Genomic DNA, 12,880 nt, shown 5'->3' with positions numbered 1-12,880 from the left:
ATGACGTCTTCGTCAAATTCGCTGTACAGAATTTTCGCAAATTTTTTGATGAACCGGCCACCGTTGTCCTCGTCGATCGCGAGGATCGTGTCGACAATCTTGCCGACGATGGCGGTTCCCGGACTCTTTCGCCGTCCGCTTTCGTAGTCGCTGATAACAGAGGGAGAGACCTCAAGACGCTCGGCGAGCAATCCCTGGGGGATGTCGAAACTCTGCCGCCACTTCTTCAAGGCCTGTCCCGGTGAGTCCGAAAGTGTGATCTCTCCTGCCATTTTCTCGGCAAGTTGATGCCGCACCCCGGATTTCATGCAGCTAAGATTACCACCCCGGACTTATAAAATTAGCGTATCACACTTCGACATTTCACGAAGACTGCCGGTCCGGTATCGTTGCGCAACCCGTATATAGTATGCATCTCAATTATGATACAATGGTTGAAGCGGAAGATCTGCAGTCCTTGAAAACGATCGCCCTGCTTGGCGGGTGCAAAGGCCCGATATGGCTCTCATCGCAGTCGCTTGGCAATGAACTGGGCATCAGCCCCCAGACTGCTTCGAGGCGCCTGATCGCGCTTGAGCGGCAGCAGTTCATCATCAGGTCGATGAAGCCCGACGGCCAGCACGTCGCCGTCACGAAGACGGGTGAGCAGGAACTGAGGCGGGAGTATGCAGATTATATCAGGATATTCAACCCGAAACGCAAGCAGTATTCCCTGACCGGGACCGTGATCAGCGGGCTTGGGGAGGGGCGCTACTACATGAGCATCCCCCACTACAAAGAGCAGTTCGGCAAGCATCTCGGTTTTGAACCCTTCCCTGGCACCCTGAACATCAGGCTCGATCCGGCAAGCATTCAGGTCCGCAAACAACTCGAACACATCGGGTGGATCGAGGTTCCGGGGTTCACCGCTGATGAGAGGACGTTTGGTGGTGTCAGGACACTCCCCTGCCGGATCAGGGGCGAATTCTGCGCGATCGTCGAGCCCTCCCGCACCCACTACCCTGAGGATATCATCGAGGTCATTGCCGGGTGCGAACTCCGTAACGTCCTGGACCTGAACGATAACGATATGATCGAGGTGGAGATTACCTATGATTGATGCAGCCATAGAGGCCCTGGCAAAGGGCGAATTCATCCTGTTGTACGATTTCGACAACCGGGAACGCGAGACTGATTTCGCGATCCGCTCAGACGCTGTCACGCCCGCCCACATCAGGCAGATGCGTAAAGACGGCGGCGGATTGATCTGCACCGCGGTGCACCCCGATGCCGCAAAGAGACTCGGCCTCCCGTTCGCGCACGATGTCCTGCGCGGCTGCGGCCTCGTCGAGAAGGACGGCGAGATCCCGTATGATAAGAAGAATCACTCGTCGTTCTCGCTCTGGGTGAACCACCGGGAGACCTACACCGGTGTCACGGACCGGGATCGCGCCCTGACGATCACCGCCGTTGCTGATGAGGTGAAACGGTCGCTCAACGGCGGCGGGCACAACTTCGCGGCACACTTCCGGACACCCGGTCACGTCGCACTCCTGCGGGCGGCCGACCGGCTGCTCGATGAACGGCGCGGGCAGACCGAACTCTCGATCGCGCTCGCAGTCATGGCCGGTATCACCCCTGCGGTCACCATCTGCGAGATGCTGGACGACGAGACCGGGCTTGCACTCACGAAGGAGGATGCGATGGACTACGCAAAGGAGCACGGGCTCGTCTTCGTTGAAGGGAAAGATGTGCTCGACCGGTGGGAGTCTCCCGGGGCCCTGCAGAGATAACCTCGTTTCTCTTTTTGCCTGCGGCGCTCTTCGAGTCCCCTCACCCCGCGGGAACCCGTGCCCGGGAGGTCACCTGATCGCGGTTTGTGCAGTAGTTCTCCAGTGGTTTCTGTCACGGTTTCCGCCGCCTGCGGTGGGGGGCTCGCCCCCAAGGTGATTCCCACCACGGTCCACAGTATGAGTGAAGCGGGGGATACTCCGCGTTCACCACCCATGCTGAGGTGGGTGGGGACGATCACCAGAACCGGCATGGGGTTCAACCAAGCTTGAACCTCGCCGAGAGCCAACCCGGAACGCAGTGCACCATGTGGTAAGTTTGCGCCAATGGGGCTCGCCCCCTCGCCGGTCCCCACCCCCGGGGCGATTCCCACCACGGTCCACTGCCCGGGTGAGGCGGGGAACAGTCCGGAACCTCCTATTGTCCAGAATCCTGAGGTGGATTGTTGGGTATATGCCGGGGCGCTACCAGAGGGTCCATCCCCGTGCAACCGCCTCAGGGGAGGTTGTCTCCGGATCCGTTTTCACACATCTTCGTCAAGGTGCTCGAAAACGCGTTAAATCTTGAGGAATGCTCCTGAAAGACGCCATTCTTACATCTTCAAAAACCATTTATACGATTGTATGATACCATAAACAGATGAAAAAAGATGCCGTGGCATACTTGAATACAAGAAAGAAGGGAGATTTTGCAGCACAAAAAAATGAGGTTGAGAACTACTCTAAATACCGCTTTCAGATCGTCGAAATCTTTCATGATCACCGGGCGAATGCAACACCTCCCGAGAAGAGAAAGGCCTTCACGGCGATGCTGGAGTACTGCGCTGCCAACAACTGTTCTGCCATCATCATCTACGACCTTGCCGGCCTTGCCAGGGATATGGATGTCGGGCTTGCAACGCTCAAAAATCTCAACGAACGATATACGGTTTACTTCGTGAACGACGATTTCTTCGGGTCCCGGGACGACCCGGAACTCCGGCGGGAGGCCATCGGTAACTTCATCGCGTATATGGGCCGGTACCGGGAAAGCGCCCGGAAGGCCGCCGCCCCGGCATCAAAGAAGGTGAAGAAGGGAGGGGGGCGGCCCATAGGACGTCCGAGGGCGCTCAACGACGGTCAGGTGGAAGCCCTCATCACAATACGACGGACCGGGACAAGCATCAGCCAGATCTGCAGGATGTTTGGCGTGAGCAGGAGCACGGTCAGCAAGATCCTCAATGACTATCCTGAATTGAAGGGGACGTGGAAGGGGGCCAGGCAGGAGGCGGCGGAGGAACCCACGGAGTAAGTCCCGGCGGTTCATCCATCAGGGCAGGAGGGTAGTGCCCTACGAAACAATTGAGACCAAACTTTGTTGAGATCTCGTCTGGGTGTTCCCGATTGATTGCGATCCGGGGCACGGCTTTCCCTTGGGTATCGCCATGACTGCCCCCGCCCCAGGGGGCGGGGGAGGAGGCCGGAGGCCGGGCGGGGTGGGGTGATGGGTGTGCGGTTCTTTGCGCAAGATGGGGGAGGGGTCTCCCCCTCCCCGTCAGCCCCACCCCCATGGTGATAGCCACCACGGTCCACGGCATGAGGACATGTTTGAGAAGAAAAAGGTCGAACTTCAGGCCAGGTCCGGCACCAATCTCGTCAGGGAAGAATGACAGCCAGAATAGGGCTTCACCAGAACCCGATAATGGAAATATTCTCCCCAGGTTATTTTTCGTCATGAACGCGGGTTGGTGCGCAACGTAATTCGGTCGGACCCTCTGAGATCGATTATCAGTTAGATGCTGGAGCACTACCAGGCAGGAGGGCGGCGATGAGGTCTCTCTGCCGGGAATCCGGTCAAAAATAATTTTTTGGGAGTAAGAGCGCGGTCTATAACTGGACCTGGGTGAGTGCGTCGTAGACAATCTTTCTATAGATATCAGGCTGCGTCCCGTACTCCTCCTGGGCCTTGCGTGAATCCTCGGTGGTCCCGAACACGTCCAGGCGGTCCAGGGTCTCGCGGGCGGTATCCAGCACCCAGAGGTCGCGGGTCTCCCGGTCCACAACCGATATCGACTCCGCACTGACCGAGACCAGGCAGGTCCCGTCCGGCGTCACATAGAGGTTCGGCTTGCCGACGACGGCGACGAATGCAGGCGGCTCGATCCGGGCAAGCTGCTGCATCGCCTCGGGCCGGTACGACCCTGCCATGATGAAGAAGGTGCCCGTCGGGTCGACCACCCGTCCACGGTAGAAGATGTTCTGGTCGCCCTGCCGCTGCTTCTCGGTGAGAGTTCCCACGATAAAGATGCGGTTGCTCCTGATACCGGTCGGGAAGATGACGTAGTTTGGGCTCTTCTCGTCGTCGCTCTCCTTGAACTGGTACCGCGTCTCGCGGAACTCGGATGCGAAGACCCTGCGCGCCGGCTCACGCTCGAATGCGCTCTGCGGTTTCATGCTGCCTCACCCCCGGCACGGTTCAGCAGTGCAGCCAGTTCCTCAGGCTTGAAGGTGACCGGAATACAGGAGTCCACAAGCAGCCTGCCGGCGAACTCGCCGCCGCTGCAGGTGTAGTAACGCCCGAGAACCGCGTTTCTGACACGGTAGAAGATCTCGTCCATGCCGAGCGGGTTCGACTCTGCGATCCCGATAGCCTCATCGAGGGTGATCCCGACCAGTTTCTCAACGAGGTCACGCTGCATCAGTACGTTCCTGGCACGTTCCCCGTCGTCCAGGACTCCTTTCAGGCGGAGATCGTACCGGAAGTTGGGCTGGATCTCGTGCACCGGGCAGTAGTTCTGCCGGGAGAGGGTCCGGTTGCACCCCTCAACAGGGCAGCGCTTAATGAGGCCCGACCCAGGCGCAACATGGACGAGAGCACCCTGGATCTCGGTCTCGTTCCGCCCGACCTCGATATCGCCCTCATCTGCGATGTACATGGCGGTGTTCAGTGTGAGGGAGAGTCTGCCGTTGTATTCATCGACGGTGGCATAGAAGATGTTGTAGACGGTATCGAGTTCCAGTTTCTCCTTGCCCTCGTCTTTCCAGATAACGAACTTGATGGTGCCGCTCTCATCGCCGAGCAGCCCGGTCTGAAGCATCCGTTCGTGGGAGACTTCCCAGTCCTGGATGACCTTGGCCCGCACGCTCCCCACCCCGGGTTTCAGCTCCGCAGTTGGTGTGATCGAAGGGAGGAGCGGGATATCCTTCTCCATCTGCGAGATGGTGGTGCCCGAGTGGATCTTCAGGTTCGGCGAGCCTTTGTACTCATCGACGACCGCTGACTCGATCCGGTACCAGTGGCCGTACTCCATCGCAGGGGCGTTTGCCCGGGTCCAGGTCACGAAGCGTATGGCGCCGCTCGAGTCGGCGATGATCCCGCTCTGCGCGATCGAGGGTGAGAGCGATGGGGTCAGGGAAACGATCTTTCCCTCGATCGTCACCCACTCGCCGGGAACGATCTCGTTTATCGGGCGGAGTTCCGTGGAGGAACCCCCGACACCGGTGAGGTTGTATTCGCGCGCGAGATCACTCGTCACTGTCCGTTCGGCCTCGGTGATATTGACGCCGAACTCCTCGACAAGGCGGCGGAGGCGTGATTCGATCTTCTGCTGATCGGGCTGTGCGCCTTTTGCTTCAAGTTTCCGGGAGATTCTCTCTGTTACCTCTGATAGGTTCATACATACATCTCCAGTCTGTAGTTGACATCAATACAGTATTAAGACTGGGGCGTGCGGGGTGAAAGTGAAACCCGGGATCGCATGCTTGTGAAGACCGGGGTGTGCGGCCGACCCGGCGAGAGCGCGGCATGCGTGCGGCGGTGATGCCGGGGTGTGTGGGCCCGGCCCGGTGACGGGGCATGCGCCGCGGCAGGGTTGCGCCGTCGCCGGCAGAGGCGGCCGGATGCGCCGTTTTGCAGTCTGAGGCAGAATCAGGGGTTATGCGCGCCCGCTCCTTCAACGTATATATAGTGGCAGGGACAACATCAGGTATATGGCATTGAATGCGGACAGTACAATCGCGGACCTCCTTCGGGAGAAGCCCGAATCGGCACAGGTACTCTTCCGGTTTGGGATGGGTTGCCTTGGCTGTGCCATCGCAAACAGCGAGACGATCCGGGAAGCCGCCCAGGTTCACGGCGTCCCTCTTGAAGAGATGCTCTCAGCTCTCGGCATCGCCGAAGCCTGAAGCACGACAGATTGATTACCGTTTGTCCCGGAGGCGCTTGAGCTCAGCAAGGGTGGCCTCGGGATTTCTTTTTACGTAGTCTGCGACCTCCGGGACGTGCAGGAGCGTACATCCGGCACAGCCCCAGACCCTGCCGCCGCCTGAACTCTCGACCCATTCCCCGAGTTCCTCATCGACGCAGGGGTAGTAGGGACAGTAACAGTAATCGCACCGCTGCCCCGGAAAGTGGCAGGGGTAGTAAGGGCACCCCTCTTTTTGCCACTCCACCCAGTGATCCCCGCCGTAGCGGCTGTAGATGAAGAACGACGGTTCGCTCCGGCGGACTTTCCCCTGCTGCCGCGCGAGGGCCTTCGGGACGCCGTAGAGGACGGCCGCATGGACCCGCCGGCCGACCTCGGTCAGCGTCCCGGCATAGGTGTGCGCGCTCGCGGCGTCACGCTCACATGCGACAGCGACCGCATCGGTGGTGGTGCCGGGGAAATCGTATCCGAGATCGTGGAGCGCCTGGGCTTTTGCCCCGGTCACCGTGACGATCGTCTCAAGAAGCGCCGCATCACTCATCCCCTCCCGGCTGTAGACGATGATGTTGATGGTATGCGGGGTTTTGGGGTCAGAACGTGTCGGGTTGGTCACTCCCGCTGTGATAAAGACCGTAACGAAGTCATACTGGAGCACGCAGAGGTGGCGCATCCGAACGGCGGTCAGGAGCCCGAAATACTCTCGCGAGAGGCCGTGTCGGGCAGTGAGAAGGTCGAGGTAACGCGGCGGGTCGTCATCAAAGTCGCGCGGCACGGTGTGGTTCAGGATAGTCGTGACGTCGGCGATACCGCCGTTGATGCCGGTGCTGGCAGCCCGGAACCGGCCGCGAAGGAAAAGAGTGGTGTCCCGGATGAAATATCTCATACGACAGAATAATGGACCCTGTCTTTCAGTTCCTGCTGTTTGCCCGCGTTCCAGCCCGCGACATCCTGGAGATACCCGGTCACTCTGCTGATCTGCACGACGTCATGGCTCCCGCACTCGGGACAGACGGCATGGCCGCAGAGCGGGCAGTACTCGATACTCTCGACGATGGAATGGTGGCAATCGCAGTGGTCGAGCGGGCACATGATCTCAAGCGATGTCTCGCCGCAGTGGGGGCAGGGGGTCTCGTCCACGACGAAGTGGCACGTGTGGCACTTGTACCGCCGATCTTCCGCGGGGATTTCGTTGAGGCTCCGGTATTTTTCCGCCAGTCTCTGCTGTTCTGGGCTCCAGTTCATGGTACCAGTGTCTGCAGGAGAATATATAACCCTTAAGATGCGGGATGGGCCGCATCCGCCTCAGACCACTCATAGGGTTCGTCATATCCCGGGGGATCGGAACGGAGATCTCATCACCGGCGGATGCGGGAGAGGCGCTCGGCTTCGGCAGCCGGATCCTCAGCCTTGTAGATGCTCCTGCCCACGATGACCCCATCGACCAGCCGGGCCACCGTATCGAGGTCGCCGCCCTGCGCCCCAACGCCGGGCGAGTAAATTGTCTTTTCACCGACGATCTCGCGGAGCCTGCTGATCCGGTCCGGGCGGGTGGCAGGGGCAATGATGCCGTCGGCCCGGCAGGAGACGGCGAGCGTCGCCAGCCGTTCTGCCACACCCCCGTGGAAGAACTCGGTCGCCCCCGGGTGGCTCATCTCGGCGACGATGTAGGCGGCCCCGCCGTGATTGTGCGCCACCTCAACGCAGGCCCGCGCTGCATCGGCTCCCACGAACCCGTGGGCGATGATGGCGTCAAACCCGGCCGAGAAGACCGCTTCTGAGATGAGACGGTTGGTGTTCGGGATATCCGCGACCTTGAAGTCGGCGATGAGCGGGAGGCCGAGCCCGGCGAGGTCATCGACGATAGATAGGCCTGTCGCGAGGACGAGCGGGTAGCCGACCTTGACTGCGTCGATGAAGGGTGCACAGGACTCCGCGACTCTCGCGGCCTCCTTTCGGTCGAGCAGATCAAGGGCGAGGATGAGTTCGGTCATCCTTCCAGCCTCTCGAGGGTTGCGGCCACGAGCATCGGGAGGTTGATGGTCGCATCGCCATAGACCGTCACCGCCCGGGCCTCCCCGGTGAGTTTGCCCCACGAGCGGGCCTCATCGAGCGTCGCGCCCGAGAGCCCGCCGAGGTCGGGCCGGTCGCCGGTGAGTTGCACCGCGTAATCAAACCCGCTCTCGGTCATCAATTTGCTCTGCAGGATGTAGTTCTTCGGGACCCCGCCGCCCACGAAGACAGCGCCGGCCCGTTCGGCCTCAAAGCACCGGTCGAGGAGTTCGTGCATGTCCCCGAAAGCGCTGACAACGACCTTATGCATCTGGGAGAAGAGCCAGTACTGCAGCCCGATCATGGAGTCCTGGATGGCGGGACAGTAGACCGGCACCCCGGCCTTTGCCGCCTCGGCAAGGATCCCGGAATCAAGCCTGCTCCCGATCCGGTTGAGGAGTTCGGAGATCGAGACTGTCGAGCCTTCCGGGAGCGACGAGTAGACGTCCTGCATGAACTCTTCGAACCTGATGAACGCTTCATTTGGGAGGAAGATATCGTAGATCCGGTTGATCCCCTCCTCGCAGAGTTCGGTATCGGAGACCTCGCAGGTCCCGTGGTAGTGGTGGCAACCGATCGCCTCGATGGTGTCGTGGGTGAGGTTCGCCCCGGTCGAGACCAGGACGTCGATGTGCCCCCGCCTGATGAGGTCGGCGACGATGCCCCCCATCCCGCCGGGCACCATGGCGCCCGAGAGGCCGAAGAACTTCAGCGCCTCCTCGTCACGGAGCATCCGCTCGTAGATGTTGACCGCCTGCCACAGGGATCCCCCGTTGTAGGCTCCGGCTTTCCCAAGTTCATCGACGAGTTCGCCGACCGTCATCCCGGGGCGCACACGCGCCTGTTGTACCGCATCCCCATACTTGAAGGTCATGATACTATTACACCAGTTCTTGAGAGGTATTGGCGTTCATGCACAATAACACCTTGTCTTCTCGTGAGACCACTCCAGGAAGGCTCCCGGCGCAGAGGGGCTCACATCGTACCCGGACTCCCACCAACTCGGACCTCCGGTGCTCGCGCTCCCTGGAGATATACAGCCCCCGCGAAGGCCCGGTGATGCACCCACTTCTGCATCTGTGGGATTATTTTGAGGTTTTTGGGTGGATTGCCAGCCGCTCGCGTTGCCGCGAGGATCGTGGAGGGGATATGTAGGGGATAGCAATCCCGTGGACATCGAGAACTTCCGCGTGAAGCTCGGACTCATGCAGCTCCCTACCATACCGGAGGACCGGGAGAAAAAGCGGCGTCTGGTGAAAAAGTATTGTGCTCGGGACCCGGGATGTTGGGTTCCCGATGCCAGACAGGGGATGACTAGTTGGCCGACACGGGATGATCCCACTCGTCCCGCCGTGTCGGTAAGTCCGGTCTTGTGGCCGGACCATCTCTCGTGAGAGCGGGCTTTTGGGCCGGAAAGCAGAAGACCAACCTGAGGGTTTTCCTCGTGTCTTTGCTCCCCTTTCCGTGCACACCCGACTGTGGATCTGTACGGCCAGTCACAGAACCCCGTTCACCGGGGTCGGCACCGTCGCGAGCGGACAGGCGCAGGACACGTACCTTCGTTGCTGATGGTCAGCACGGGATCACCAGGGATCCGTTAACTCCCAAATGTTATAAAACTTTTTTTGTAAAGTCCATTCGATTAACCGGTGATGGAAACCTCATGCTTCGCCATCCGACGTAAAATCATGGTAAATCCCCGGGAGGACTGCCTCAGTAATGGCCCGGAAGGAGAATTGCCTGAAGGAGACCGGTTTCCGGCGTCCGGGTCTCCAGCGGCTCAGCCGCAGAGCGCCCGCTGCCACGCGGGGATGCCGCGCACAAGCGGCCGTGCAAGATGCCGGCGGGCGCTCGGGGGCACCTCATACCACCCGGGCCTGATTGGGCGTTTGAGCCTCTCGATCTCCGGCTCCCGGGCCCGGGCCCCGCAGACCCTGCACTTGTAGCCCTTCGCGGTCCCGGCGCTCGTCATCCGCTTTGCACAGGCAGGGCAGATCGGGGGGCGGATGCGGACCGCATCGGCGAGGCGGGAGACCCCGATCTTCTCGAGGTTGAGACTCTCTCCCTTGTAACTCCCGGCCGCGATAACCACATCGCCCGGGATGAGGGCTCGCACGATATCCCGGAACCCTTTTGTCGGCTCGTAGGCCATACAGCGGACCTCGTCATCGCCATCAGTGAGGAGGAGCGAGACGTGGCCGCCGGGCCCGGTGACGGGGGCTCCGGCGATCGTGCCCCGCACCAGGTACGACCGCCCCTCCCTGAGCATCCCTACCGTCCCCGGCACCAGGTGGGCGTCCGTCCCCTGGTTGGTGGTGTAGACCTGTTCACAGGCCGGCTCCTCGGAGCGGAGATACGACCGCGCTTCCCTGACCCATGCCGGGCTCTCCCCCCTGATGCCGAAGAGGACCGGGTCGGGGGTATGGGGCACACAGACCACCAGGTCGTTCTCCCGGTCCACTGTGTCCCATGTATGGGGGTAAGTCATCTCCTCGGCGCGAAAGAGGCTCTCGCGGTCCACCTTCCGGGGGGTGCCCCACATCTCCCGTTTCCGGTAGGCGAGCACCTCGTATGTCCGGTCGGGGAAATCACTTGCAACCGCCGCCGTCGCGCCGATAAGCCCCCTCCGGTTCTTGTAGCCCTGGTAGCGGGCCCCGACCGACTCGAGCACCGCGCAGGCCTCCCCCACGTTGCAGAAGTCCCGGAGCGCCGCGTAGTAAAAGTCAGGCGGCGGTCGGATGGGGGAGACCACCACCCCCGGGTTGGTCTCGGCGGCGTCAAACTCGGCGAGTTCTTCCACGCACGCACAGGTGAGTGCGAACGCTGCATCAGCATCGCCCTCGGCCTCGATGCAGACCGCCGCGTTCCCCCGGGTCTTATGGATGACGTTCGGGTTCAGCCTGACCAGCCGGGCGTCAACGACACGGATACCTGCACGCGCGAGCCGCCGCACCAGGATCGCCCCGATATAGGTCGTGCACATCCCGGAAGGGGAGTCCGTATCATCGATCCCGATCCACATAACCCCATAGTTTATATCGTTCTCCGGCTATATCGATTCTTACGGGTTATGTCGCAGGATCGCCTTCCCCAGATGGTCATCAGCATCATGCTCCTTGCGGACCTCGATGTCTCGGAACGGTGCAACATCCGGCCGCGGAGTTTCGACCTTATCGCGAAGAAGGGCGACACCCTTGTCATTATCAAAGTCGTCTCTCACATCGACAGCGTGAGCGCCGATATCGCATGGGATCTTGACCTGATCGCCCGACACCTCGAGGCCACCCCCCTCATCGTCGGGGAGCGGGCACGGGACGCGGAACTTGAGCGCGGGGTTGTCTACATACGCTATGGGCTCTTTGCCATCAGCCCGGAGACGCTCTTCGACTACTTCGTGGAAGGGATCTCACCGCTGGTCTACGCATCGCCCGGCGGTCTCTACGTGAAGATCAAAGGCGACCTCCTCCGTGAAGTGCGGATGCGTTCCCGGATGTCGCTTGGGGATCTGGCATCAGAGCTCGGGGTCTCCCGCCGGACCATCAGCAAGTACGAGAGTGGGATGGGCACCACGCTCGATGTCGCGATCAGGCTTGAGGAACTCTTCTGTGCCCCGCTCGTCGAGACGATCGAGCTCCTTGGTTACCACTCCCTCGAGCCCCAGTCCCGGACGCCTGTTGAATCCGCAACCGGTGAGATCCTCGTCGATCTCGAGCGCATGGGCATGGAGATACACGCGATGCGGCAGGCCCCGTTCCAGGCGCTGGCGCTCTTTGGCAGGCATACGATCCTGACGGCATATGGAACCTCCCAGAAGGTCGTAAAGCGCGCTTCCCTTATCGGCAACATCTCCCAGATCACGAAGACGTTTGCGATGTGCATCGCCACAGATTACAAAAAGCAGAAAAAAATCGGCAAAACCCTCCTTATCGGTGAAGAGCATCTCCACACCCTCGAAGACGGCTCAGAGCTCATAGATATGATTAATGGGTGAAAATGTTTATATAGAACTACAAACCTACATTTCTATCGCTTAACAACGGTGATACCTATGTCAAGTCTTGGAGGACAACCAATCCTTATTCTGAAAGAGGGTAGCCAGCGTACCCGCGGCCGTGACGCACAGTCAGGCAACATCGCTGCCGCAAAGGCCGTCGCAAGCGCTGTACGGACAACACTCGGCCCTAAGGGCATGGACAAGATGCTCGTCGACACCATCGGTGACGTCGTCATCACAAACGATGGTGTGACCATCTTAAAGGAGATGGATATCGAGCACCCCGCCGCGAAGATGATGGTCGAGATCGCCAAGACCCAGGATGATGAGGTCGGCGACGGCACCACGACCGCGGTCGTCATCGCAGGCGAGCTCCTGAAGCGGGCCGAGGACCTCCTTGACCAGGATGTGCACCCCACGGTTATCGCCCACGGATACCGGATGGCTGCCGATAAGGCGCAGGGCATCCTCGACGAGATTGCCATCGACGTCAAGCCCGACGACATGGCGATGCTCAAAAAGATTGCCGACACCGCCATGACCGGCAAGGGCGCCGAGGCCGCAAAGGAGAAACTCACAGAACTTGTCGTCAAGGCGATCACGATGGTTGCCGATGCCGACGGCACCGTCGACACCGAGTTTGTGAAGGTCGAGAAGAAGGTCGGCGGGTCCATTGAGGACTCCGAGATCGTTGAGGGCATGATCATTGACAAGGAGCGTGTGCACCCCGCCATGCCCCGCGCTGTCAAGGACGCGAAGATCCTGCTCCTGAACGCTGCCGTCGAGTTCAAGAAGACCGAGGTCGACGCCGAGATCAGTATCACAAGCCCCGACCAGCTCCAGATGTTCCTCGACGAAGAGGAGCGGATGATCAAGGGCATCGT

General features: G+C 60.5%; 14 protein-coding genes. 6 read left to right on the top strand and 8 right to left on the bottom strand.

The genetic code is table 11. From position 1 onward, the window contains the following. Nucleotides 1–308: helix-turn-helix domain-containing protein (locus BP858_RS01120; RefSeq protein WP_286878603.1), on the bottom strand; the 308-nt coding region annotated here is incomplete at its 3' end. Between the two features lie 122 nt (nucleotides 309–430). Between BP858_RS01120 and BP858_RS01115 the strand changes: the two genes are divergently transcribed. The 3 genes from BP858_RS01115 (at nucleotide 431) to BP858_RS01105 (ending at nucleotide 3,060) form a co-directional block, all read left to right on the top strand. Next, nucleotides 431–1,099, top strand: coding sequence for a DUF120 domain-containing protein (locus BP858_RS01115; protein ID WP_074175946.1), 669 nt, complete (start codon nucleotides 431–433; stop codon nucleotides 1,097–1,099). Further along, nucleotides 1,092–1,772 (top strand): 3,4-dihydroxy-2-butanone-4-phosphate synthase, encoded by a 681-nt coding sequence (gene ribB, locus BP858_RS01110; protein ID WP_074175945.1) that lies wholly within the window; start codon nucleotides 1,092–1,094, stop codon nucleotides 1,770–1,772. Before BP858_RS01115 ends, ribB begins: the two co-directional genes overlap by 8 nt. Nucleotides 1,773–2,409: 637 nt before the next feature. Continuing rightward, nucleotides 2,410–3,060: a recombinase family protein gene (locus BP858_RS01105; protein ID WP_214166417.1), complete on the top strand. Its 651-nt coding sequence runs from the start codon at nucleotides 2,410–2,412 to the stop codon at nucleotides 3,058–3,060. A 575-nt stretch (nucleotides 3,061–3,635) separates the two neighbouring features. Here the strand turns inward: BP858_RS01105 and BP858_RS01100 are convergent. Continuing rightward, nucleotides 3,636–4,202: an RPA family protein gene (locus BP858_RS01100; protein WP_074175943.1), complete on the bottom strand. Its 567-nt coding sequence runs from the start codon at nucleotides 4,200–4,202 to the stop codon at nucleotides 3,636–3,638. Continuing rightward, nucleotides 4,199–5,425 (bottom strand): nucleotide-binding protein, encoded by a 1,227-nt coding sequence (locus BP858_RS01095; RefSeq protein WP_074175942.1) that lies wholly within the window; start codon nucleotides 5,423–5,425, stop codon nucleotides 4,199–4,201. The genes BP858_RS01100 and BP858_RS01095 overlap by 4 nt, the downstream gene beginning before the upstream one ends. Nucleotides 5,426–5,738: 313 nt before the next feature. Here BP858_RS01095 and BP858_RS01090 point away from each other — a divergent pair, with 313 nt between their 5' ends. After that, on the top strand, nucleotides 5,739–5,933 hold the full coding sequence (locus BP858_RS01090) for a DUF1858 domain-containing protein (RefSeq protein WP_062266023.1): 195 nt from the start codon (nucleotides 5,739–5,741) through the stop codon (nucleotides 5,931–5,933). A gap of 15 nt (nucleotides 5,934–5,948) precedes the next feature. Here BP858_RS01090 and BP858_RS01085 read toward each other — a convergent pair whose 3' ends face one another. The 5 genes from BP858_RS01085 to BP858_RS01065 form a co-directional block, all read right to left on the bottom strand. Then, a complete protein-coding gene (locus BP858_RS01085; RefSeq protein WP_074175941.1) occupies nucleotides 5,949–6,836 on the bottom strand; it encodes an adenosylcobinamide amidohydrolase in 888 nt (295 codons plus the stop codon). Next, nucleotides 6,833–7,195 carry an anaerobic ribonucleoside-triphosphate reductase gene (gene nrdD, locus BP858_RS01080; RefSeq protein WP_062266016.1) on the bottom strand — a complete coding sequence of 121 codons (363 nt, stop codon included), beginning with the start codon at nucleotides 7,193–7,195 and terminating at the stop codon, nucleotides 6,833–6,835. The genes BP858_RS01085 and nrdD overlap by 4 nt, the downstream gene beginning before the upstream one ends. A gap of 113 nt (nucleotides 7,196–7,308) precedes the next feature. Next, on the bottom strand, nucleotides 7,309–7,944 hold the full coding sequence (gene pyrF / locus BP858_RS01075; RefSeq protein ID WP_062266013.1) for an orotidine-5'-phosphate decarboxylase: 636 nt from the start codon (nucleotides 7,942–7,944) through the stop codon (nucleotides 7,309–7,311). Next, nucleotides 7,941–8,876, bottom strand: coding sequence for a deoxyhypusine synthase (locus BP858_RS01070; RefSeq protein ID WP_048104922.1), 936 nt, complete (start codon nucleotides 8,874–8,876; stop codon nucleotides 7,941–7,943). Before BP858_RS01070 ends, pyrF begins: the two co-directional genes overlap by 4 nt. Nucleotides 8,877–9,782: 906 nt before the next feature. Then, complete coding sequence (locus tag BP858_RS01065) at nucleotides 9,783–11,024, bottom strand: tRNA(Ile)(2)-agmatinylcytidine synthase (protein ID WP_074175940.1); 1,242 nt, start codon at nucleotides 11,022–11,024, stop codon at nucleotides 9,783–9,785. A gap of 48 nt (nucleotides 11,025–11,072) precedes the next feature. Here BP858_RS01065 and BP858_RS01060 point away from each other — a divergent pair, with 48 nt between their 5' ends. Together BP858_RS01060 and thsB are read left to right on the top strand one after the other, a co-directional pair. Beyond that, on the top strand, nucleotides 11,073–11,993 hold the full coding sequence (locus BP858_RS01060) for a transcriptional regulator (protein WP_062266007.1): 921 nt from the start codon (nucleotides 11,073–11,075) through the stop codon (nucleotides 11,991–11,993). Between the two features lie 57 nt (nucleotides 11,994–12,050). After that, the coding region (gene thsB / locus BP858_RS01055; protein ID WP_286878602.1) for a thermosome subunit beta at nucleotides 12,051–12,880 on the top strand (830 nt) is incomplete at its 3' end.

The organism is Methanoculleus sp. UBA413 (assembly GCF_002502935.1).
GTDB lineage: Archaea > Halobacteriota > Methanomicrobia > Methanomicrobiales > Methanoculleaceae > Methanoculleus > Methanoculleus bourgensis.
This window is presented reverse-complemented; position numbering and strand designations above follow the sequence as displayed.

Bases quoted from the DNA above. Each gene is read 5' to 3' on its own strand.
- BP858_RS01090 (WP_062266023.1), top strand. From the start codon at position 5,739: ATGGCATTGAATGCGGACAGTACAATCGCGGACCTCCTTCGGGAGAAG.
- BP858_RS01070 (WP_048104922.1), bottom strand. From the start codon at position 8,876: ATGACCTTCAAGTATGGGGATGCGGTACAACAGGCGCGTGTGCGCCCC.
- pyrF (WP_062266013.1), bottom strand. From the start codon at position 7,944: ATGACCGAACTCATCCTCGCCCTTGATCTGCTCGACCGAAAGGAGGCC.
- BP858_RS01105 (WP_214166417.1), top strand. From the start codon at position 2,410: ATGAAAAAAGATGCCGTGGCATACTTGAATACAAGAAAGAAGGGAGAT.
- nrdD (WP_062266016.1), bottom strand. From the start codon at position 7,195: ATGAACTGGAGCCCAGAACAGCAGAGACTGGCGGAAAAATACCGGAGC.
- BP858_RS01060 (WP_062266007.1), top strand. From the start codon at position 11,073: ATGTCGCAGGATCGCCTTCCCCAGATGGTCATCAGCATCATGCTCCTT.
- BP858_RS01100 (WP_074175943.1), bottom strand. From the start codon at position 4,202: ATGAAACCGCAGAGCGCATTCGAGCGTGAGCCGGCGCGCAGGGTCTTC.
- BP858_RS01095 (WP_074175942.1), bottom strand. From the start codon at position 5,425: ATGAACCTATCAGAGGTAACAGAGAGAATCTCCCGGAAACTTGAAGCA.
- ribB (WP_074175945.1), top strand. From the start codon at position 1,092: ATGATTGATGCAGCCATAGAGGCCCTGGCAAAGGGCGAATTCATCCTG.
- BP858_RS01085 (WP_074175941.1), bottom strand. From the start codon at position 6,836: ATGAGATATTTCATCCGGGACACCACTCTTTTCCTTCGCGGCCGGTTC.
- BP858_RS01065 (WP_074175940.1), bottom strand. From the start codon at position 11,024: ATGTGGATCGGGATCGATGATACGGACTCCCCTTCCGGGATGTGCACG.
- BP858_RS01115 (WP_074175946.1), top strand. From the start codon at position 431: ATGGTTGAAGCGGAAGATCTGCAGTCCTTGAAAACGATCGCCCTGCTT.